The organism is Brevibacillus sp. FW301-21C12A, assembly GCF_058788915.1.
Map to the genome: position 1 here is coordinate 14,936 of NZ_JBYTBG010000046.1, position 19,396 is coordinate 34,331.

19 protein-coding genes, 2 pseudogenes and 1 riboswitch are annotated in these 19,396 nt (G+C 51.8%); of the genes and pseudogenes, 7 read left to right on the forward strand and 14 right to left on the reverse strand.

Translation table 11 applies throughout. The annotated features are described in order from the left end of the window. Positions 1–18: 18 nt before the first annotated feature. The 9 genes from AC3WQH_RS21395 to AC3WQH_RS21435 all read right to left on the reverse strand — a co-directional run bounded on the left by AC3WQH_RS21395 (position 19) and on the right by AC3WQH_RS21435 (position 11,051). A complete protein-coding gene (locus AC3WQH_RS21395; RefSeq protein WP_035422892.1) occupies positions 19–399 on the reverse strand; it encodes a hypothetical protein in 381 nt (126 codons plus the stop codon). A 67-nt stretch (positions 400–466) separates the two neighbouring features. Continuing rightward, on the reverse strand, positions 467–1,174 hold the full coding sequence (locus AC3WQH_RS21400) for a response regulator (RefSeq protein ID WP_005829784.1): 708 nt from the start codon (positions 1,172–1,174) through the stop codon (positions 467–469). Positions 1,175–1,208: 34 nt separating this feature from the next. Next, positions 1,209–2,351 carry a sensor histidine kinase gene (locus AC3WQH_RS21405; RefSeq protein ID WP_007784919.1) on the reverse strand — a complete coding sequence of 381 codons (1,143 nt, stop codon included), beginning with the start codon at positions 2,349–2,351 and terminating at the stop codon, positions 1,209–1,211. Next, positions 2,348–3,364, reverse strand: coding sequence for a polysaccharide deacetylase family protein (locus tag AC3WQH_RS21410; RefSeq protein WP_005829780.1), 1,017 nt, complete (start codon positions 3,362–3,364; stop codon positions 2,348–2,350). The genes AC3WQH_RS21405 and AC3WQH_RS21410 overlap by 4 nt, the downstream gene beginning before the upstream one ends. 144 nt (positions 3,365–3,508) lie before the next feature. Continuing rightward, on the reverse strand, positions 3,509–4,720 hold the full coding sequence (gene metK / locus AC3WQH_RS21415; RefSeq protein WP_492332242.1) for a methionine adenosyltransferase: 1,212 nt from the start codon (positions 4,718–4,720) through the stop codon (positions 3,509–3,511). A gap of 132 nt (positions 4,721–4,852) precedes the next feature. After that, positions 4,853–4,953, reverse strand: a riboswitch (SAM riboswitch). Positions 4,954–5,157: 204 nt separating this feature from the next. Then, a complete protein-coding gene (locus tag AC3WQH_RS21420; RefSeq protein WP_309478954.1) occupies positions 5,158–7,725 on the reverse strand; it encodes a S8 family peptidase in 2,568 nt (855 codons plus the stop codon). 291 nt (positions 7,726–8,016) lie between these two features. After that, on the reverse strand, positions 8,017–9,012 hold the full coding sequence (locus AC3WQH_RS21425) for an SLAP domain-containing protein (RefSeq protein ID WP_007784926.1): 996 nt from the start codon (positions 9,010–9,012) through the stop codon (positions 8,017–8,019). Positions 9,013–9,055: 43 nt separating this feature from the next. Further along, complete coding sequence (locus tag AC3WQH_RS21430) at positions 9,056–10,015, reverse strand: SLAP domain-containing protein (protein ID WP_005829772.1); 960 nt, start codon at positions 10,013–10,015, stop codon at positions 9,056–9,058. 88 nt (positions 10,016–10,103) lie between these two features. After that, the gene (locus tag AC3WQH_RS21435; RefSeq protein WP_007784928.1) at positions 10,104–11,051 is read right to left on the reverse strand and encodes an accessory Sec system S-layer assembly protein; all 948 of its coding nucleotides are present in this window, start codon (positions 11,049–11,051) and stop codon (positions 10,104–10,106) included. 472 nt (positions 11,052–11,523) lie between these two features. On the opposite strand from AC3WQH_RS21435, the gene AC3WQH_RS21440 reads away from it, so the two are divergent. From AC3WQH_RS21440 to AC3WQH_RS21455, 4 genes and pseudogenes are all read left to right on the forward strand, one after another. Then, complete coding sequence (locus AC3WQH_RS21440; RefSeq protein ID WP_025844201.1) at positions 11,524–11,727, forward strand: hypothetical protein; 204 nt, start codon at positions 11,524–11,526, stop codon at positions 11,725–11,727. Continuing rightward, positions 11,682–12,026, forward strand: a pseudogene (locus tag AC3WQH_RS21445) (spore germination protein); the annotation flags it as partial. The gene AC3WQH_RS21440 and the pseudogene AC3WQH_RS21445, both read left to right, overlap by 46 nt. Positions 12,027–12,141: 115 nt before the next feature. Then, positions 12,142–12,363, forward strand: coding sequence for a hypothetical protein (locus AC3WQH_RS21450; protein WP_007784930.1), 222 nt, complete (start codon positions 12,142–12,144; stop codon positions 12,361–12,363). Between the two features lie 40 nt (positions 12,364–12,403). Further along, the gene (locus AC3WQH_RS21455) at positions 12,404–12,544 is read left to right on the forward strand and encodes a hypothetical protein (RefSeq protein ID WP_157179546.1); all 141 of its coding nucleotides are present in this window, start codon (positions 12,404–12,406) and stop codon (positions 12,542–12,544) included. 115 nt (positions 12,545–12,659) lie between these two features. Here AC3WQH_RS21455 and AC3WQH_RS21460 read toward each other — a convergent pair whose 3' ends face one another. The 5 genes from AC3WQH_RS21460 to AC3WQH_RS21480 all read right to left on the reverse strand — a co-directional run bounded on the left by AC3WQH_RS21460 (position 12,660) and on the right by AC3WQH_RS21480 (position 17,286). Beyond that, positions 12,660–12,827 (reverse strand): aspartyl-phosphate phosphatase Spo0E family protein, encoded by a 168-nt coding sequence (locus AC3WQH_RS21460; RefSeq protein WP_005836716.1) that lies wholly within the window; start codon positions 12,825–12,827, stop codon positions 12,660–12,662. Between the two features lie 88 nt (positions 12,828–12,915). Next, the gene (locus AC3WQH_RS21465) at positions 12,916–13,626 is read right to left on the reverse strand and encodes a YjjG family noncanonical pyrimidine nucleotidase (RefSeq protein ID WP_005836714.1); all 711 of its coding nucleotides are present in this window, start codon (positions 13,624–13,626) and stop codon (positions 12,916–12,918) included. Positions 13,627–13,804: 178 nt separating this feature from the next. Then, positions 13,805–15,100, reverse strand: a complete 1,296-nt coding sequence (locus AC3WQH_RS21470; RefSeq protein ID WP_005836712.1) for a glycosyltransferase family 2 protein — start codon at positions 15,098–15,100, stop codon at positions 13,805–13,807. 175 nt (positions 15,101–15,275) lie between these two features. Beyond that, positions 15,276–16,151, reverse strand: a complete 876-nt coding sequence (locus AC3WQH_RS21475; protein ID WP_025844199.1) for a GGDEF domain-containing protein — start codon at positions 16,149–16,151, stop codon at positions 15,276–15,278. 34 nt (positions 16,152–16,185) lie between these two features. Then, positions 16,186–17,286, reverse strand: coding sequence for a glycosyl hydrolase family 8 (locus AC3WQH_RS21480; protein WP_005836707.1), 1,101 nt, complete (start codon positions 17,284–17,286; stop codon positions 16,186–16,188). 644 nt (positions 17,287–17,930) lie between these two features. Here AC3WQH_RS21480 and AC3WQH_RS21485 point away from each other — a divergent pair. From AC3WQH_RS21485 to AC3WQH_RS21495, 3 genes and pseudogenes are all read left to right on the forward strand, one after another. Continuing rightward, positions 17,931–18,769 (forward strand): annotated as a pseudogene (locus tag AC3WQH_RS21485) (Rpn family recombination-promoting nuclease/putative transposase). Between the two features lie 180 nt (positions 18,770–18,949). Then, the gene (locus AC3WQH_RS21490; protein WP_003842539.1) at positions 18,950–19,156 is read left to right on the forward strand and encodes a hypothetical protein; all 207 of its coding nucleotides are present in this window, start codon (positions 18,950–18,952) and stop codon (positions 19,154–19,156) included. Between the two features lie 57 nt (positions 19,157–19,213). Further along, positions 19,214–19,333: a site-specific integrase gene (locus AC3WQH_RS21495; protein WP_005836701.1), complete on the forward strand. Its 120-nt coding sequence runs from the start codon at positions 19,214–19,216 to the stop codon at positions 19,331–19,333. Positions 19,334–19,396 lie beyond the last annotated feature (63 nt).

The window sequence follows — 19,396 nt, forward strand, 5'->3', positions numbered from 1 at the left end:
TTCAATTGCCCGAAAAAATCAGGCTCCTTCCCGCTTCTCCCGCAAGTCAATCACGATCGCTCCCGTCGCCAGCTCAGGCTGGCCGTCTGCCGCGCCAAAGCCGCAGCCGTACGGCTCTCGCGCCAAAATCGCCAGCATCCGGGGCGTATCGTCCGTAGACCCTTCTTCTATCAAGGTAATCCGGACAGGCTTGCCACTCCAGTATGAGCGAAACAAAAGCTTTCTTACGGCACGCTCCAGCACCTGCTCCGAATTGTGTACCAACAAACGGTAGTGCTCTTGCGGGAGTTCGGTCATGCTGTTCATCCGACTGGTCCATCGCTCAGCTACCATCACCAGCAGTGAGGAGCAGCCAAAAGCCGCCAATAGCCATACAACCAGTTCTTCCATCACGGTCATACCCCCTCCTATACAAAGGTATGCCGAATGGCTTGAACAGGGTGCCAACCGGGCGCGCAGCCTCGCCTTACAGCTTCACCCAGCCGTTTTTAATCGAAATGACAACCGCCTGTGTGCGGTCCTGGACATTCAGCTTTTGCAAAATGCTGCTGACGTGGTTTTTCACTGTCTTTTCGCTGATGAACAAAAATTCTCCGATAGCCCGGTTGCTTTTTCCTTCCGCCATCAACTGCAGCACTTCCCGCTCGCGGCGGGTCAGCGATTCGATCACTTTTGGATCGATCGTTTGCGATTCATCAACAGAGAAGCTGCGCTCGGCCGTACCCTCATTTTCGCTCAGGCGACGGAATTCCTCGATCAGCTTGCCCGTCACCTTCGGGTGTATGTAAGCGCCGCCGCTGGCTACCACGCGTACGGCATCCACCAGATCGCTGGTGCCCATCTCTTTCAGCAGGTAGCCGGACGCGCCGGAACGCAGCGTGCGATATACATAGCCCTCGTCGTCGTGGATCGAGAGCATGATAACTCGCGTGGAGGGACTCACGGAAATGACATTTTCCGCAGCAGAGACGCCATTGATGTTCGGCATGTTGATATCCATCAGCAGAACGTCTGGTTTGTGCTCCTCCGCAAGCAGAGCAGCCTCTCCGCCGTCCGCCCCTTCGCCGACGACCTTGAAGTCCTCTTCCATTTCCAAAATACGCTTAACGCCCTCGCGGAACAATTGGTGGTCGTCCACAATCACGATGCGGAGCTCTTGCTGTCTTTTATCCATGTTTCATCCCCCTGTGTACATAATCTGTATCGGTTCATATTTTTAACGGTATTTGGAAAATTACCTTTGTTCCTTCGCCAGGAGTTGATTGCAGATCCACACTGCCTTCCAGCAGTTGCACGCGCTCACGCATTCCCAAAAGCCCAAAGGAGTTGCCGTTTGCCATGCGCTTTTCCAGATCGAATCCGACTCCATCGTCTTTGACGACGAGACTTAGCGACTCCTGCAGAAACTCCAGCTTCACTTGTACCGAAGAAGCTCCAGCGTGCTTTTCCACGTTGTTCAAGCATTCTTGAACGAGGCGGAAAATCGCAGCTTTGACAGAGCTGCGCAGCGGTGGCTCCACACCAAATACTACCAGATCAATGGAAGCACGGATACGTTCTTCGCACGTCTGGATATATTTTTGCAGAGTGGGCACCAGTCCGAGGTCATCAAGAGCCATTGGGCGAAGGTCAAAAATAATCCGTCTTACGTCAGCCAGACTCAGGCGAACCATTTCCTTCAGCTCGTGAAGCTCCATTTGCGCTTCCAGAATGCGCTCGTTTTTCAGCATCCGCTCCACGATTTCAGAGCGCAGCACGACGTTTGCCATCGATTGGGCCGGTCCGTCGTGAATCTCGCGTGCGACACGCTTGCGCTCCTCTTCCTGGGCCTGGATGATCTTCAGCCCCATCAATTGAGTCTGTTTGGCCGATTCCAGCGCTTCTCCGATCTTGCTCAGGTCGCCAGTCAAGTAGCCGAGCACGACACTCATCTGGGAAACGAGCTTCTCGGCGCGGTCGATCGTTTCCTCCAGCGTTCGCAACTGTCGCTCCAGGTCGTTGCGACGGCGCTTCAGGTTGTTTTCCCGCTCGCGGTAGATGGACAGCTCCACCTGTATCCGGCTCGCTTCCTCGTAGGCGATGCGAATGTCGTCTTCCGTGTACATGTGGAAGTTGCGGCTTACCTGAACGAGCCTGTTGCGCGACTTTCGATAGGCCAGCTCCAGCGCATCGACCTTTTGGATGACCTTCGAGATCTCCTGCCGAAGCTCGTGCAAGTCAAACTTCAACGAGTTGCCTTGCTGTCTGGCACTTTCGGCTATATCAAAAATTTGGGTTTTACTCGTTTCCACAGTTTCAATGGTTCTCTTAATCACCCCATCCAGCACGCTGATGTCGATCACTTTGTTCATGATTGCTCTCCTTCGAACTCTTTTTTCGCTTTCGTGAACAACTGATGGAGTTTGACCTCATCTACATCTCGCAGGCCCACATCATTTCGTGGAATGGCGAACGGATCTACTCCCCTTTTGACAAAACCGGGTGTAGAAGTAAAGACATATCCGTAGCCTGCCTGTCGCGCTGTCTCCAGTACGATGGGATTCGTGTAGCCAAAAGGCAATGAAATCGTTTTTATCTCCCGGCCCATCCATTTGTTCAAGCCTGCACGAGACATACTGAAATCAACGTAGAGCCGATCCCTGTATTCTTTCTCATTTTCCAGTCGTTGTAAATCCTGCAAATAGACGGGAGCCGTCTCTGGCCCCATCTCTCCCCATTCATTCCGCGCTTCCTCTTCGTGCAGGCTGTACGTATGCGAACCGATATCAGCCAGCCCAGAGTGAAGCATTTCCATGACTTGTTGACGCGTAAGTGGCGTCGTCATGTTCTCCCGTTTTCGATCGGCTACATCTCGCAAGCGCCCTGCGATCACGAAGTTCACTGACGGGTAGCCGTATGTACGTAAGGTGGGAAAAGCCTTCGTGTAATAACTCTCATAGCCGTCGTCAAAGGTAATCAGGACAGCATTTTCGGTCGGCAAGCTCCCTGTATCCACAAAATGCAAAAACTCATCCAACGAGATCGGCTGCAAGTCGTTTTCGTGCAAAAACGACATATGTTTTGCAAATTGCTCAGGCGAAATGACGTAGCGCTGGCCTGATGCATCCGTGACATGGTGATACGTCAGGACGACTACCTGATTGTTATACCACTTTTTCGGCTTTACCGTTGCTTTTTCGTTCTGCGTGACGTTTGGCTCAGCAATTTCCGCCTCGCTTATGCTTATAGACGTATCTACTTGGGGAAAAGGTTGCACTTTTTGGGCATTCTTTTTTGATTGGTAAAATTCACCAATCCCCAATGCAGACATAACCAGCAATAAAGAAATAACAAATACGGTCAGGAAGAGCCTTTTGTTCGGCAAAGAAACCCCTCCTCTACTTCCTCACTAGGAGATTCGACACAGTCCTACATTTCCCCTTCGCTTAAAGCCCACCAATAACTGGAAAATTTTCCCCGTAATAAAAAAAGAGCCCAGTAGCTTTACCAGGCTCTTTCTTTGTCGTTCTTATTTTGCCAGTTGCGCAGCTTCTTGCTTCAGAACTTCTGCTTTGTCTGTTTGCTCCCAAGGAACCTTCAGGTCATTGCGTCCAAAGTGGCCATAAGCCGCTGTTTGTTTGTAGATAGGGCGACGCAGGTCGAGCTGCTTGATGATGCCAGCCGGACGCAGGTCGAAGTGTTTGCGCACCAGTTTCACCAGATCTTCTTCGGAAACGGTTCCTGTACCAAAAGTATCAACAGCGATGGATACAGGCTGCGCTACACCGATTGCGTAAGCCACTTGCACTTCGCATTTGTCAGCCAGGCCAGCAGCCACAATGTTTTTCGCTACGTAACGAGCAGCGTAAGCGCCGGAGCGGTCTACTTTTGTCGGATCTTTACCGGAGAACGCGCCGCCGCCGTGACGAGCGTAGCCACCGTAAGTGTCTACGATGATTTTGCGGCCAGTCAGACCAGCGTCCCCTTGAGGTCCGCCGATTACGAAGCGGCCAGTCGGGTTGATGAAGTATTTGGTATCAGCGTCCAGCAGCTCAGCCGGAACAACTGGTTTGATAACTTGCTCGATGAGGTCTTGCTTGATTTGCTCCAAGGTAGTCTCAGGAGCGTGTTGAGTCGAAATCACGATGGTGTCGATGCGAACTGGCTTGTCCCCATCGTACTCAACCGTTACTTGCGTTTTGCCGTCAGGACGCAGGTAGGCGAGTGTGCCGTTTTTGCGAACTTCAGTCAAGCGGCGAGCCAGCTTGTGAGACATGCTGATCGGCAGCGGCATCAGCTCAGGTGTTTCGTTGCAAGCAAAGCCGAACATCAGACCTTGGTCACCTGCACCGATCGCTTCGATCTCAGCGTCGGTCATTTTGCCTTCGCGCGCTTCCAAAGCCTGGTCTACGCCGAGAGCGATGTCAGCGGATTGCTCGCCGATCGCAGTGATTACGCCGCAAGTGTCAGCGTCAAAGCCGAACTTCGCACGATCATAACCGATCTCACGGATCGTTTCGCGCACCAGCTTTTGGATGTCCACGTACGTGTTGGTGGTGATTTCACCGGCTACGAGAACCAGCCCGGTAGTTACGGAAGTTTCGCAAGCTACGCGAGCGTTTGGATCCTTGGCCAAAATGGCGTCCAGGATGGAGTCGGAAATTTGGTCACAAATTTTATCCGGATGTCCTTCGGTTACAGACTCAGATGTGAACAGACGACGACCTTTTTGCAAAGCCATGAGAAAATACCTCCTTTGACCTCATACAAATAGTTTGGTAGCCGAGTCAGGATTTTATCGACGTAAACGCAAATAAAAAACCTTTTCCATCTTTTGGAGGAAAAGGTTTGAGCGCTTTTAGCTTCCTTCATCCTCTTATCGGCCAGAACAGATTTCCGTCCTGCTGGTTAGCACCGCTCCAGACGGTTGCCGGGCTTCATAGGGCCAGTCCCTCCGCCTGCTCTGGATAAGAGTATCCATTACGGATTATAGAATAATTGTTTTTTGAGGTGGTGTCAATAGACTTTTGCCAGAGCACCTCTTTGGCCGAAATCGCCCTGTACAAAACGCTGTTGGAATCGCCTGCGGGAAGCGTCTGAGGTGATCGAAGCCGCGTTTTCACAAGGACGATATAGCCATGCCATGCGTCTGTCGAACGCAAAGCGGAAAATTTTTTCTTACACTTGATACGATTTGGCGATTAATACAACAACCTCGGCCCGCGTAGCGCTGCCCTGTGGCTTGAAGAGCGAACCGTATCCGTTTAGCCAGTTTCTTGCCGTCAAAGCGCCGATCGCCGGTGCTGCCCAATGGCCGGCCGGAACATCGCGATAGCTCGGTGCGCTGCTGCTGTTCAGAGCCACGCCCTTCGCCCTGGCGATCATCGCGGCCATTTCCGCCCGCGAAACAGCTTGGTCAGGCTTGATCTGACTGTTTGGATACCCCTTCAAGACTCCGAGCTGATAAGCCACTCCAAGGGTGTTGTACGCCCAGTGCTTTTTTGGCAAATCAGAAAACACTTCCCGTCCGGAATACGCGCTGGCTACCTTCGAGCCGGTTGCGCGCATCGCCTGCAGCAGCATTGTGGCAAACTGCGCACGAGTTACTGCCTCGTTAGGCTTGAACGTCGCATCGCCGAAGCCTTGGACAATTCCTTTGGAGCTCAGCCTGGCGATCTCTGTGCGCGCCCAATGGTCGGAAATATCCCGATACCCCGAGACGAGGGGCTGCTGCGTAACTGTCAATTTGTACGCATCGTACTTGAACGGAATGCCGCTGTTCAGGCGCACGTAATACTTGCCTTTTGGCAACCGCAGGCTGAAAATCTCGCTGCCCCGATCGGACAGCTCAGCCACTTCGTTTGTCGAAGCGAGCGCGTAGTTCATGTTTTTCTCGCTGTAAAGAGCGATGCGAAAACCGCTGGATACCGGAATAAACGGGGCTCGAATCGTGACGTACGAGTCTGTATTGAGCGTAAATTGAAACCAATCTGCATCCGAAGCCGTCGGAATCGTTCCGGTCATGACCCCTCCAGCGGCGAGCGGCGACGCCCTGCTGTACGTATCATTCGGCTCGTTCAAATCTTTTTTCAGCGGGGTGAACCCGAGATCCAGGCGATATTCGCCGTTCACCGCATTTTGCTGATACTCGCTGACCCGAATGTAGTATTTTCCCGGGGAGACTTCCTTGCTCGCACGCTCCGACGGATTATCGCGGTCGACGTTGTCGTAGAGCGGGTCCCAAACCGTATTTTTTCCGGTTTCCTGCTTTCCTATGGCAAGCACCAGGTCCACCCGCTTGTTGTCGGGAGTCACCGTCACATCCATATGCCCGTATTCGCGGACGTAGTAGGAGAACCAGTCCTGGTCGCCCTCCTGGTGGAAGTTGCCCGTGACGCTGATCTGGTTGCCTACCAGCGGCCTTGCCGTCGCCATCGTATCGTTTGGCTCATTGCGGTCCGGGTTGATCGTGAACTTGCTCGTCAGCACGTAGGCAAACGAGTTGACGCCGCCGTTTCGCATCAGCTTGATGTTCATCCTGCCCGCTTTTGCCGGGACGGTAACGGTATCCCCGTTTCCAAAATACTGCGTAATCGGCGTTCGGTTTTCCGGGTAAAAGGTAGCCGCCATGGCGGAGGATACCCCGGAGTTAATCGTCGCCGTAAAGCTGACTTTTCCGTCATACGGCACATCCATTTTAAACCAGTCTACCGTGTCGTTTGGCCCCAGGTTGCCGCGTATTTGCTGTTCGATAGGGAATGCTTTGGCTCGCTGCAAAGAGTTGTTCGGCTCCAAAAAGTCGCCGGAGAGCGCGCTGCGCACTGCCTTGTTCACGTCCAGCAATCCGTAGCCTGTTTGCCGGTCCCAGCCGCTCTCGCCGAGGTCTGTAGCTGTCTGGTAAAGCATTTGCCTCACATCCAGCGCCGTCAGTTTTGGATAGCGGGCCAAAATCAGGGCCGCCGCTCCCGCTACTTGAGGCGCTGCCGCTGACGTACCGGAAAACGATCCGTACTTTCCGCCCAGCTTCGTCGTATATACGTTAAGCCCCGGCGCCACAATGTTTAACTCAGGCCCCGTATTCGATTGATAAATCGCCTGGTTTTTCCCATTCACGGCCCCAACCGCAACGACTGTCGGGTAGGCAGCCGGATAGGCGACGCGGCTTGCTTCGTTTCCGCTGGCAGCGACGAGGACGGCTCCGCTTCTCTCCGCACGGTCAATGGCCTCTTTCAAGGAGCGGGAATAGGACAGGCTGCTGAACGACATCAGGATAACTTTGGCTCCCCTGTCGAGCGCTGTATTGATCCCCTTCGCAATCATGTCCACATTCGTCACTGCATCTTTGTTCAAAATTTTGATCGGCAAAATCCGGGCGTTCCAGACTACCCCTGATACCCCGATCCCGTTGTTGCCTTTTGCAGCGAGAACCCCGATGACTTCTGTCCCGTGCCCGTTGTCATCCTGCGCCGATTTCCCCGGGTTGACCAGATTGACACCCGGCAGCAGATTCCCCTTCAAGTCAGGGTGATTGTAGTCCGCTCCGGAATCGAGCACGGCAATCGTAATCGCCTGGTTGCTGTTGACTACAGGCCACGCCTTGTCGGCCTTGATCTGGCTGATGTGCAACTGATTGCTCAGATAGCTGTCATTGGAAGCAGGCGCGGCAGCGAGTGCAGGCCGCACGCCCAGCGGTACAAGCGTGAGCAGCATCGCAACTGACACGGCTATTTGAATCGATTTTTTCATAAACACAGTCCTTCCTTACTTTCCCCTGCAACTAGCGCAGCAAGAAAACCTCTATCGCCGCCCGCTCAAACAAAGGGGCATGCGCTGTCGTGGAAGGTTTTCTTAACGTATCGAAATGAATAAATGTTCGCGCTTATCCATTTCAGTACGTTCAAAAAGGTATTCAAGTATTATGCTTCTCGTCCTAGCATAGCGGATAAAAAGGGCGAAAAGCAACCCTGTTTCCCCAAGATTTGGAACGTTATGGCAGGAGAAAAACCCTTTTCACCATTGGCAAAAAGGGTTCATCCATTACTGCAGCAGGCCTTTGTTGTCTTCGGTAGCAGGCTCTACATATGCTTTTTCTTTTTTGCGTTGACGCGCCTGCGGAATGTAGGCACTCAGTTCGTCCGGGTTTACTTCTGCTTTTTTAATCGAAGAAGACGGGATATCAAACGCCCAGATGCGCTGACTGTTTGCTTCCACCTTCATGTTTTCGAGCGTGTAGCTGACGCGGGCAACCGCATCGCCTTCCTTGTCGTGAACGATGATCGGCACCTCGGTAAACTCCAGGCGCTTCTCCAGTCCGTTGCGGAATACGACGACAACCTTCAGGCCGTTATCATCGGTAGGCTTGATATCGAGGACCTGCAAATCTACCTTTCCTTTTTCCACCGGAGCTTCCTCCGCCGCTTTTTGCGTATAGTGGCTTTGTTCGTCCGCACTCAGGCCCATATTCAGCTCCTGGGTCTCCTCGATGCGGCGTTTTTCCGGCTTTTTATAGGTCAGAGTCAGCGGCACTTCCTTCTCAGGAATGCGGTCGAACTCTTCCCAGCGGAACATAAATTCCATCGGACGGCTGGCCATGTGGCCCACAGGACCGTTTGCCATCAAGTCAAACGTCTTTCTCGCCACCTCTTCGCCGTCAGCAGTCACGAGGGTCAGCGGCAGCTTTTGCAACAGCACGTTGCGGTTTGTCGCGTTGCGAATGTACGTCAGCACCAGGTAGCCTTCATCTGTCACCTGTGTGTAGAACGGAATAATGCCGACCTCGTCGCGAACGACCGGAGGCAGCTCATCGTGGACGTACTGCAGCAGCTCCTGCTCCGCCTCCTCCAGTTGATTGTCCCAAGGACCGTTCATCGTCAGAAACAGCTCTTTGGCCTCAACCCGGTTCGCCGATTGCTGCGGGTTGTCGATCCCCGACACCCCCAGGTAAAACTCTTTATGCAAATGCTCATGAATATCTTCACGTACTTGCTCCAGGCTTTCCTTGGAGCCAAACCAGTTCTCCAATAACCAACTCATATGTCAACCTCCTCCTGATTTCTGCGATCGAGAGCTCTTGCGCCTATTCTACGTCAAGAACCCATCTGCGCAGATTGGCATCCGGTTTTTTCACGAATTCCGGCGGGAACACGATCAGCCACGGACGGCTGTTCCCCGGCTTCACGCGAATCTTGCTGGCATCCACAACGCCTCGCGCCACGACATCGCCGTCCGTATCGGAAATCGTGATTTTCAGCTTGTCAGGACGATAATCCGTAGACAGGCCGTTGCGGAACAGCAATGCGGCAACCAGTTGCCCTTCTTTCGTTTTCCCGATATCAAACCCGGTAATTTGCACCGAGTTGACCGGAATCGGCGGCAAAGAGTACGCGAGCGACTCCAGACGGTCTTTTTGACGCTGTGTCATGCGTCTTTCCATTTCCGGGTCCAGCTCCAGCGTACTTGGCCAGATGTGCGATCTTTTTCCTGCTTTCATCACGACTTTCCAGCGGCTGAACATGAAGTTGTCGTGCAGGTAGCTCTCTTCCGGGAACAGCACTTCCCACGGACGGCTTGTATGCGGAGGAATAGCGCCCATATCAGACAGGTCGACTCTCATCCGCGCGAACGGCTTGTCGTCCAAGTAAATAGCCAGACCGATGTTTTTGAAGCGCACAGGCTTATCTGTCGCATTGCGGAAAAACATCGTCACGGTCATGCCGTTCGGCTGGGGAATCATGCTGAAGCCCGTTACGCTAATCAAGCCTCGTGCCATCTCAGGCAGTTCTGCTTGCAAGAATCGCAGCGTATATTTTTTCTCCGCATCCAGCTCCTGCTCCCACATCGGATGCAGGGACAGCTCTGTGCGCACTCTGTCAGGCTTGCCGGAAGTGCTCGCTGCGGGCTGGTTTTCCACTTCTACTTCCGTATCTTTCAACTCCGCAATGTCAATCGCAGACTCTTCCTGAATCTCTTTTTTCAAATCCTCCAGGGCCTTGTCACCCTGCTGTTTTCCAAACAAATTTTTCACAAAAGAAAACATGTGTTACCTCCTCACACGTCCGGGCCCGAACGAAGTTTCTCTCTCCTCATGATATACATTTCCCCATCGCCCATGCAAACCAGACTCTCTACGCTTGCTGCGGAACACTCACCTTCCAGCGCGACAGGTCCGGCTGCTCCACCAAAATACTTTCCGGAGGGTAAATAAACAGCCACGGCTTGCTCGTATTGGCATTCACGGTCAAACTGCCAAGCTCAAACATTCCTTCTGCCACCTTTGCCCCTGTCGCATCGTAGAGAGCGAGCGGCAGCTTTTCAAAGGAGAGCGACTGCGTAGAGCCGTTGCGGATCAACAGCATGACGTGAAGGGCTCCTTCCGGGGAGCGACGAATTTGCACACTCTGGATATTCACTTCTCCCTCTTTTAAGGCAGGGAGATTTTTCGCCAGTTCGATCAAGGAGTTTTTCTGCGCATCCGACAGCGCCTTGATCCACGACTCTTCCAGCTCCAACTGTTGCGGCAGCACCATTTTTTTCTGCGCCATCTCGAATGCGACCTTCCAGTTAGCCAAAAGCACGTTTACCTCCAGGAAGTGCTCGCGTGAAAATACAAACGACCACGGTCTGGCTGATCGCGGCGGAATTTCCCCTATCTCGCTCAAGTCAAACGCTTGGCGGGTAAACAACTGCTGATCCCCGAACAATACCACCAGCGTCATTTCCTTCAGGCGGATCGGACGGTCCGAGCTGTTGCGGATAAACGCCGTCACTTCGATTCCATCATCATGCGGAACAAGCGCTGTTCCTGCGAGAGAGATATTCCCTTCCGGCAGCGGTTCCAGCTCCTGAGCCATAAAGGAAAGCGCGTATTTCTCCTGCGTACTCAGCTTCGCTTCCCACGATTCATGCAAGGACAGCGTTGTTACGACGCCGGCAGATGCCTCTTTTTGTTTTTGTGCTTCCTGATGAGACTGTTCGGTATCAGAAGCGGACAAAATGGATTCCTCCTGAACCTGCTCTCGCACCTCTTTGGTGGTAGGTGTCTTCCCCATTAAATTCTTCAAGAAGGATAACATAGCACCGCTCCCAACTTTTCTCTACATTTATATAGAGTTTGCGTTCGTCATTCACTATAGCATAGTGACATCCTTTTGCAACATAGAAAACTTGGCATTCTCCCGCCTGTTACGGCCTTTTGATCGAGAATGCACGGTGTGGCAGCCAGCCGGCTGACCTGTCTGCGTCAGAGACGAGTAATATTTGTAAGGATACCTGTAGGCATTAGGGATGTCAAGGAATGGAAGGGTGCCTCTTCTCCCCGATTAAACTTCCATTTGGCGAGAAAGTTTACATTATTATTCGTTGTTGATAAAATAGAAGTGTCTAAACAAATAACTTGGGGAATATCTTTTGAGCCAACTGACCGTTTCAGTTGGTTCTTTTTTGTAAAATCGTTGAAAAATACTGACAATTCCACTGACAACAGATTAAAAAATTCATAATTGGGCAAACTGTGGAGTAACAACTATACACAAATGCTCTGACGTCGTGTTCCGCCCTTTTTTTATCGGCAAGACGACCAAGGCGTATCTCGTGTTCATCAGCGGCCTCTGCACCGCCCAGGACGTCGACCAGCAGGTGCTGATGCCGCTCATGCACGTGACAGAAAGCGATTTTCCCGATCTCGGAAGGATGGCCGAGCAAGTGCCTATATGGAGGGACTTGTCGACTACACTCTTGTCGAAGAAGTGACCGCCCGGCTAAAACGGATCAAGATCGACGGAGTTTTGGAGAGCGGATATATAGAAGAAATGATTGAGGACAACCCCGCCTCGCCCTTTCCGCAATTAAAAGATACCGAACGGCCAGACACAGCCTGTTCGGCCTTGCTGGAGGGCAGAGTTGTCATTTTGATCGACGGGACACCGTTTGTCCTCATTGCGCCGATCACCTTTTTCGCCCTGTTTCAAGCGGCGGAGGATTATTACCAGCGCTTCGTCATCGGTTCGGCGATTCGCTGGCTGCGCTACCTGTTTCTCGGGATTTCGCTCCAATCTGAACATGAGCAGTCCCGAGCTGGTCAAACTCGTGGATCGAGGCGTTTATCCGCCGTCCCGGTTTGGTCACGGTTCCAGGCGGCATACCGGAAGATGAGGTGAGACAAAAGTGAGATGGGGCGTCACAATAGGCGTTACGGTGCTTGTGATTTTGATTGTCCTCTTTGAACTGCCTGCCCTGAGACAGAAACCGCTGAGAGACAAAATCGCTTTTTTCTCGCTCTTGTTGTGCGGATGGGCACTGGCTCAATTCGATTTGCCCAATATGGCAGGACCGATTACATGGCTGAATACACTGTTCAAGCCTTTGGAAAAATGGATGGAAAAATAATCGACGGGTACTACGTTTAGCCAGAGGTGAACATTCATGCTTGAAAAAGGAAAAATATCTGCGTTTCGACATGACTTCGCTCCCCTACTACGGCTTCTTGATGCAAGTCGTGCTGCCGCTCCTGCTGCTGCTGATTGCGGCCACGCGAAAAAAAGGAGCGAGTGCGAATGAAGCTGCCTAGCTTTTGAGCAACGCTAAAAAAGCTGGCTCAAAACTGGGGCAGACCTAATAAAATAGAACTATTCAGACAATTAGTAACAAGTTTATCCACAGAGTGTGGATAACTTCTTCCTGCTTTATGTGTGTAACTGGAGGCATTTTTGATATTTCACAATGTACTCGTCCAATTGTTGCGACATATCGATCACAGTCGGATGCAGAAAACTACCTTTTTCCAAGACCAACTCAGACAACTCTTTACGCATGGTCTCGATACGCTGCAGAAGATCTGTTGTATGATCCATGGTAATTCCTCCAGAAACAATTAGATCATAAGTAATAGGATTATTATACCGCCCGAACATTCGTATATATAAGAAAAAAAGAATGAACTTATATGTGAATGATTTTCTCGACGCTGCTGCCGACAACTCCCAGCAAATTTGTCAGGTCGCGGATTTCATACGTCGGCGTGATCCCCAGATGGTTTTCCTTGCCGTGCGGATTGTACCAGCATGTATCAATCCCGTAGTTGTGTCCTCCTTGAATATCGGACGTTAACGAATCGCCTACCATCAGGACTTTTTTCTTATCCGTTAGCGCCAGCCGGGAAAACGCATAATCGAAAATTCTTTGGTCGGGCTTCTGGAACCCGGCCTCCTGGGAAATGATGATCTGTTCGAATGCGTCTTGCAGCGGAGACAATCGGATTCGCGACGTCTGCACCTCGGCAAACCCGTTTGTGATGATCGCCAGCCTACAGTCGGCGAGACGGCTGCATACGTCTACCGCTCCTGGCAGCAGATGCACTTCCTGCCCCAGATTCGCAAGGTAAAGCCGGTTAAACGCTTCCGCATCCCCGGAAAGCTCATGAGCCGCAAACAGCCGCTTGAATCGCTCCACCCCAAGCTCCGCGAGCGTAATGCCGCCCTGCTCCAGCTCGCGCCACAAGCCTTTGTTAATCTCGCGGTAGGCCGCTTCGTAATCGGTCATGCCTTCTGGCCACCCAAACTCGCGAAAAGCTTTGTCCAACGCATTTTTTTCCGATAAGTCAAAATCCATCAGCGTATCGTCCACATCAAAGAAAATCACGTCGTATTTCACTGCTCTCTCCACCCGTTTCCGTCTCCAGCGAGCCCGTTTATTTTTTCCTCAAACAATCTGTACTCGTATTATAACAGATTCACATAACGGTCAGCCCATCGACTGGAAAGACCGGAAGAAACAAGAAAGAGCCTGCCCTCCGCCGACAGACTCTGTGCAAACAAGCGAGCGCGCTCACTCATGTGAAGCGCTGCGTCTTGTACCACTTTCTTTTTCTTCTCGTCACCTTGTCCATCAACAACCCGAAAAACGCTTGGACAGAGATGATAATAAACAACTGCGCATACGTGAAATACGAGAGGCAGGACAAGACGAAGTTTCTCGTCGTGCTCTGGCCGATGTCCGAGGCCAGCGCGAGGTTGATTTGCAGCACGTACAAGTAATACATCAGCGCCCAGGCGACTACCAGATAGACGTAGATGTCTTCGGCAAACTGGAACGGCGAAACCACTTCGGGATGAAACAAGGAAATGATTTTGTAGACGAGATTGGTCACAAAAATAATATCCGAAACGATAATGGCTACCATGAACCAGAAGTAGCTGGCTGCGTAATACAAAAGCTTCAGCTTGATCCGCCAGCTCGTCCCGTCGAACAAATGCGTGATGTTCCCGAAAATGGACTGATAGTTGCCCATCGCCCACCGCTTGCGCTGCTTGATGTAGACGCCGAGCTTCTCCGGCTCCTGCTGGTAGGCCTCTGCCCGCGGCGCGAGCGCGATCAGTTGCCCCCGCTTCAATATTTCAAAGGAAATCGCCGTATCCTCCGTCAGCGACTCCTCGTCCCAGCCGCCAACCTCCTCGATCAGCGAGCGCTTGACGATGAAATTCGTCCCCGGAATCGAGCCAAGCTGAAAAAGCTCCCACAGCCCCGTATGGTAGACGCGATGCATAGTGACCAATTCCAAGTTAATGCATTGGGTGAGAAAATTTTGGTCGCGATTGCGCGCCTTGTTGCGACCGAACACCGCTCCGTACCGCTCTGGCTGCTCCATCGCCTTTTGCATTAAAAAAGCCAACGCGTTTTTCTCCGGTGCAGCATCGGCATCGTAAATGCAAAGCCATTCGCCAGTAGCCAGCCGCAACGCGTCATTCAACGCGCCGGATTTCCCCCCGGTGCCCGTCCGCTCCATCACCTGCAAATGATGTTGCGCAAATTCCGGTCTGGCGTGCACCGCCCGCACCATCTCTGCCGTGCGGTCCGTACAGTTGTCGGCGATGACGATCACCTGCAGCTTCTCGACCGGATAGTTCAACTGCAAAATATGCTCCACTGTCGCGGAAATGACCAGCTCCTCGTTATGCGCCGGCACCAATACCGTCACGGTAGGATATGATTCCATATTCGCCGGAATCACCAATTCCTTTTTACTTTGCCGAAAAACAAAGCGGATTGCCCCCAGCATAATGACAGCCGACTCAAACACCGCGATCCAAATACTGATAATCGCGAGCAGCAACAACAGTTCAGCCACTGATTTTACTCCGATCGTATTTTTTGCTCACTCTGTCGCGAAAAACGAAAGTAGCGACCGTCAGAAAAAGAATGGCTACGGTAAAAATAACGCTGACCGCTATGCACAAGGGGATAAACCAGCTCGTGTACGACATCGGAAGCCCCCCTTTCCCCTCCTAGCTTGCTAGCCATGCTTAAATGTATTCACCGATCAGATCCAGCTCTGCGTTCCGTTCGAGCGCCGCGATCACGTTGTCGATTTGTTCATACTGGCTAAACTGGTCTTTTTGGAACACAAGCGCTCCCGAGCGAATGACCAGCTCCAGTGGCCGCCCTTTTTTATCGGTAAACGACACGTCCATCATCGCGTTTTTAATCCGGCCCGTCAGCCGTTGTAAATAGTCTTTGTTCGTCATCGGCAACAAAATGACAAACCGCCCTTCATCGAGCGAAAACTTGTAATCTTCGAAGCGAATCTGCTTTTGAATCGTATTCGACAATTCCAGCAACAACTGCGCATACCGCTCCGAGCCGAGCGCTTCCTGGACGAGCGACAAAAACTCGATTTTGAACATCGCCATGCAAAAGCTGTATTTATCCTCATAGCGTTTGGCCAGATTGGACTGCTTGACTACCGTCTCCGCCAGAGCCTCTTTGTTGCCCAGCGTCGTGTCGAGATCAATAATCGGATTGATCTCCTTCAGCTCCTCTAGCCGTTCCACAATGCGTTTGCTGCGAATCAAATACGACCTGATAAATGCCGCAACCAGCACATTCGCCGGAATCACCAGCATCCAGGCGTAAACGATGACACTGGATTCCGCGTAGGTAGCCAGCCAGACCGTGTAGCTGACCATATAGACGAATATGAGAACAACCGATACCCCCATCGGCACCGTAAAGCCAAGCAAGAGCGCCAGCAGGATCGCCATGCTGAGAACAAACTCGGTCAAGGTGTACGCTTGCTTCCAATAGACTTGCACGTAAACCAGCGCTTCCTGGAATGCCGTGAGCAGGAACAGGATGGCATACCCGATCTCCATCTTGCGCGTCGGAGAATTGTTGTTCATGATTCAGCTCCTTTCATAGATTTTTCCGCTCCCATCAGTCCAGGTAGCTTCGCATCGCCTCCTCTGCCAAAAGCGGAAACAGATTGTCGAAGATGTGCGTGTTGTCGTTAAAAACATATCCGCCAACATAACGGGCATCCTCGCTGCGCAGCTTGACCATCCGCTCATACAGCTCGCGGGCCCAGTCCGGGTCGTCCTGCTTCAGAGCAAGCAAAATAGCAAGCCCATAGACCGCCGGAGATTCGTAGGAGACGGCAGGCGTCCTGCTTAAACGGTCGTAGCGCCCTGGCAATTGCTTACGCTGCGCAAATTCCTTTTTCAAAAAGCCGACCAGCGCCTCCGACCTCTCCCCGATCTCCGCCCGATGCAGCGCGACGATCAGTTGGTCGATCAAATTGATCGAGTCATCATAGCTGTACACTTGTTTCTCTACGTGGAATATTTTAGGATAAAACAATCCGTCCTCTGGCATATTCCGCATAAGGTCCCGGTAGCGGTTGTACATATCCGCGTCGATCATCCCGTGATCGGCCATCCTTTTGAGGGCAGACATGTCGACGTAGGCGAGGCTGAGCGTGTGTGGAGACTCCTTTTTTGCGAAGTCATGGAAGTCAACGAGATATCCGTTTTGTATAGACAAGGCAAGCAAGGTTTCTGTTACAGCGTTTGCTGTCTTGTTGTACGCTTCTTTTTCCCATTTGTCAGCCGCCTGCCACAGCGCGTCCACGATCCGCAAATCATCCCCAAACGCGTTCGTCGTCACATGCGACTGACCATCTGCTGACAGCTTCCAGTACAAATACGTTTGCGGCGAGAGAAAGTACCGATGCAACACCTGATAGCTGCTGTCAAACAGCTTCTGATCGTCCCTCGCCAGCGCATACTGCATCCAGAGGCCAAGCGATTCCGCCAACGCCTCTCTCCCGGCCACGATGTCCGCCGTCTCCGCAGGAGCGTCCAGCAGATAAGTAGCCAGCGTCCCGTTCGGATTGGTCATGTGCTCGACAATAAACTTCTCCGTCGGCGACGGCACCTGCTTTTCCAACATGAAGAAATAAAGGCAGCCAGACACAGCCAGCATCGACACGCCTGCGAAAAGCAGCTTTGCTTTTTTGTTGAGAAAATCACTTTGCAAGTGGGCATCATTCCTGTCGAGTGGAAAAACGAAGAATCAGATGGATAATTTTACATTTATTTACTAAGTCATTTATATACAAAAAAGTATAATACAAGCGGTGATTAGCGTCTATTTATATTGATTTGAAAAATATGTATGTGGGGGTGGGGGGAGGGTTTCGTGGGGCTTGTACAGGGCTTGTGCTTTGTTTTCGATACTGTTTTCGCTTGTTCTCGTTGCGGCTTTCACTTGCTCTCGTAGCAGCTTTCATGTATTCTCGCTACGGCTTTCCCTCTTCATTCCCGTTTTTGCTGGACACAACATAACTCGCTGCAAAACTCTACCTAAGCTCACTGAAAAATCCTGTCGTTCAAAGATCGGCGGTATCGCTTGCATACGAGCGAACAAGCGTGCGAACCTTTTTGCCTGAAACCCCCGCTGATTAGTATAAAAACTGCAGCCAGTCTAGTCGGTTTCCCACTTTCCGGCCCTCGCTGTCCCCCATCCCTTTCCTCATCACCAAAAACCGATTCAAACCCAATTTCAGACATTTAATATTCCCTTAGATAGAACAGAAAGGAGGTTTGTGCAGGAGTGTCTGAACCGCGCTCCGGTGGTATAATGGTAATACAGACAAAGGACGGGGAAGGGAGAGTGATGGCGTGACCAAGCGGATGAATCCAATCGTCGATTTTGTGTTCAAACGAATCTTTGGCACCGAGGAAAACAAAGATCTGTTGCTATCGTTTCTCAATGCCACGCTGAAACCGGAGGAAGGTAAAGAGCTGAAGGAATCATCCTGGTTGATCCGCACATCAACGCCGATCAGGTCGGAGACAAGGCTTCCATCCTCGATGTGAGAGCGAAAACGAAGACGGGCGAACAGATCAACATCGAAGTGCAGCTTCACAACAAGTACGACATGGAGAAGCGCTCCCTGTACTATTGGGCAAAGATGTACGAGGGACAGCTGGCCGAAGGTGAACCGTACCGGAACCTCAAAAAAACGGTCACGATCAGGATCATAGACTTTGAGTACCTTCCGACAGAGAACTACCACAGTGTGTTTCGGCTGCGGGAGGATGAGAAAGGATTTGTGTTAACCGACGATCTGGAGATCCACTTTCTCGAATTGCCCAAGGTATCAGGAGTGCACCAGGAAACCAGCGATATGTTGGTCAAGTGGATGCTATTTTTTAAAGCCGAGAGCAAAAAGAAACTGGAGGAATTGGCGATGAGCGAACCGACGATTCGCAAGGCGGTCAACGTCCTTGAATTTCTGAGCCAGGATGCCGAGGCTCGCAGGTTGTACGAGTTGCGGGAGAAGGCGCTGAAGGATGAGCTCAACATGATTAAGGGAGCAAAAGCGGAAGGCGAGCGGCAAAAGGCAATCAAAATGGCATTGAATATGTTAGCAGATGGGGAACCAATCGACAAAATTGCAAGGTACACGGAACTTTCTCCAGATGAAATTCAAAAACTAAAGCAGCAACTTCACTAGCCTTCCCCTCCATGTTCCGCAAGTAGCGTCTGTATCCAAAGCAGCGGCAGAAGGTGCCGCATCTGCCACCGCTGACGCTGTACGAGGCTCAAAAACGTTCCAGAACCGATCGGCCCTGTGTCCAAGCAAAGGATGCAGGGTCTTTTTGCGTTCAAAGAAAGGGAAAGGAGGTGTTCGCACATGCTGTTTCCAAACCTGCCAACCAAAACGGCGGGCGGCAAAGTGCTCTGGGACACCTTGGACAGGAGAAACGGGTGGAAGCTGCAGCGGAACAGGCTCACCGGACATTTTCGCATTCTCGACCCGGAGGACATCAGACAGGCGTGGGGAGATGACGAAGGCGAGATGTGTCGTGCGTTTCGCAAGTTCGCCGGATCAAACGCGTAGACCCGAAGGCTAACGATTAGCCCTAGGGTCTTTTTGCATGTCAGGAGGTGCTAAAAGATGGACGTGATTCAGCAATTCACAGAGTATCTTGTGGAGAACGGGATCGCGCCGAAAACGATTGAATCCTACGTCGGGGATGTAAGAGCCTTCTCAGCGTACCTGGTGTATATCGCATAATAAAAGTACAGAAAATCGCAGCGTAAAAATGCAGAGCTAGCCTGCGTTTTACAAGGCGGAAAA

Excerpts from the sequence above, each read along its gene's own strand:
- AC3WQH_RS21395 (WP_035422892.1), bottom strand. The coding sequence starts at position 399 with ATGACCGTGATGGAAGAACTGGTTGTATGGCTATTGGCGGCTTTTGGC.
- AC3WQH_RS21400 (WP_005829784.1), bottom strand. The coding sequence starts at position 1,174 with ATGGATAAAAGACAGCAAGAGCTCCGCATCGTGATTGTGGACGACCAC.
- AC3WQH_RS21405 (WP_007784919.1), bottom strand. The coding sequence starts at position 2,351 with ATGAACAAAGTGATCGACATCAGCGTGCTGGATGGGGTGATTAAGAGA.
- metK (WP_492332242.1), bottom strand. The coding sequence starts at position 4,720 with ATGGCTTTGCAAAAAGGTCGTCGTCTGTTCACATCTGAGTCTGTAACC.
- AC3WQH_RS21420 (WP_309478954.1), bottom strand. The coding sequence starts at position 7,725 with ATGAAAAAATCGATTCAAATAGCCGTGTCAGTTGCGATGCTGCTCACG.
- AC3WQH_RS21425 (WP_007784926.1), bottom strand. The coding sequence starts at position 9,012 with ATGAGTTGGTTATTGGAGAACTGGTTTGGCTCCAAGGAAAGCCTGGAG.
- AC3WQH_RS21430 (WP_005829772.1), bottom strand. The coding sequence starts at position 10,015 with ATGTTTTCTTTTGTGAAAAATTTGTTTGGAAAACAGCAGGGTGACAAG.
- AC3WQH_RS21435 (WP_007784928.1), bottom strand. The coding sequence starts at position 11,051 with ATGTTATCCTTCTTGAAGAATTTAATGGGGAAGACACCTACCACCAAA.
- AC3WQH_RS21460 (WP_005836716.1), bottom strand. The coding sequence starts at position 12,827 with ATGGATCATACAACAGATCTTCTGCAGCGTATCGAGACCATGCGTAAA.
- AC3WQH_RS21475 (WP_025844199.1), bottom strand. The coding sequence starts at position 16,151 with ATGAACAACAATTCTCCGACGCGCAAGATGGAGATCGGGTATGCCATC.
- AC3WQH_RS21490 (WP_003842539.1), top strand. The coding sequence starts at position 18,950 with ATGCTGTTTCCAAACCTGCCAACCAAAACGGCGGGCGGCAAAGTGCTC.
- AC3WQH_RS21495 (WP_005836701.1), top strand. The coding sequence starts at position 19,214 with ATGGACGTGATTCAGCAATTCACAGAGTATCTTGTGGAGAACGGGATC.